Origin of the sequence: Marinobacter sp. UBA2498, from assembly GCF_002341575.1 — a bacterium.
Lineage (GTDB): Bacteria > Pseudomonadota > Gammaproteobacteria > Pseudomonadales > Oleiphilaceae > Marinobacter > Marinobacter manganoxydans.
In genome coordinates, this window is sequence record NZ_DDOI01000157.1 from 56,613 (window position 1) to 57,820 (window position 1,208).

A 1,208-nucleotide genomic window follows, 5' to 3' on the forward strand; every position below is an offset into this window, starting at 1 on the left:
GGCTATCTGTTGATGGACGCCATCAAGGTTCTGGAGCAACCGTTTGTATGGGATGGCCTCAAGCGTGCGCTGCGTTCGAAGTCCATACAGATAAATTCACTGGAACGGGAACTGACGCTGTCCGGAACCATCTCAATTGAACCGGAATCGGTGCCCCTGGACGTCAAGATTGTTCTGTTCGGCGACCGTGAAACCTGGATGTTGCTGCAGGAATACGATTCCGAATTCGCCGAGCTGTTTCGAGTCACGGCGGATTTCGAGAACGAAATGTACCGTTCCGATGACAGTCAGCTGCTATATGCCAAGTTTATCGCCAGCCTGGTGAGCGAGAAGAAGCTGCTGCACTGTTCGAACAAGGCGGTTGCCCGGGTGATTGAGCACAGTGCCCGTATGGCCGAGCATCAGGATCGACTGTCCCTGCATGCGGCCGATATTGCCAACCTGCTGCGGGAATCCGATTTCTGGGCCCGTCAGGCCGGTGCCAAGCTGATCCAGGACCTGCACGTTGAGCGCGCGCTGGAAAGCGCGAAATACCGCAGCAGCCGGATCCGGGATCAGTTTTATGATTCCATCCGTGACGGCACAACGCTCGTAACTACAAGTGGCACGTGTGTTGGCCAGGTTAATGCACTCTCGGTGCTGTCCACGGGTGGATTTGAGTTCGGTCTTTCCAACCGTGTCACCGCTACCTGCTATTATGGAGATGGCGCGGTCATGGATATTGAGCGAGATGTAAAGCTTGGTGGCAATCTGCACTCCAAGGGCGTGATGATCCTGAGCTCCTGGCTAGCCTCCCATTTTGCGGTCAACGATCCGATGCACCTGTCGGCCAGTCTGACCTTCGAGCAGAACTACGGTGAAGTGGACGGAGACAGTGCGTCTCTGGCAGAGCTGTGCGCGCTGATTTCGTCCCTTTCCGGTATACCGGTTCGGCAGGATCTTGCGATTACGGGGTCGGTCAACCAGTTTGGTGAGGTTCAGCCCATTGGCGGTGTCAACGAAAAAGTGGAAGGCTTTTTTACCACCTGCCAGCTCAAGGGTGGGCTTTCAGGCAGCCAGGGTGTCATTGTGCCATCCACCAATGTGCAGAACCTGATGCTTGACAGCGAAGTGGTGCAGGCAGTGCGCGGGGGGCAGTTTGCGGTTTACGCGGTCGCCCGTGTTGAAGAGGCCATCACGCTGCTGCTTGGAAAGCCTGCGGGCAAGGT

At 56.3% G+C, this 1,208-nt stretch carries 1 protein-coding gene; it reads left to right on the plus strand.

The window, feature by feature from the left end; translation table 11 throughout:
* The coding region (locus B2W52_RS21870) for a Lon protease family protein (RefSeq protein WP_286804079.1) at positions 1-1,208 on the plus strand (1,208 nt) is incomplete at both ends.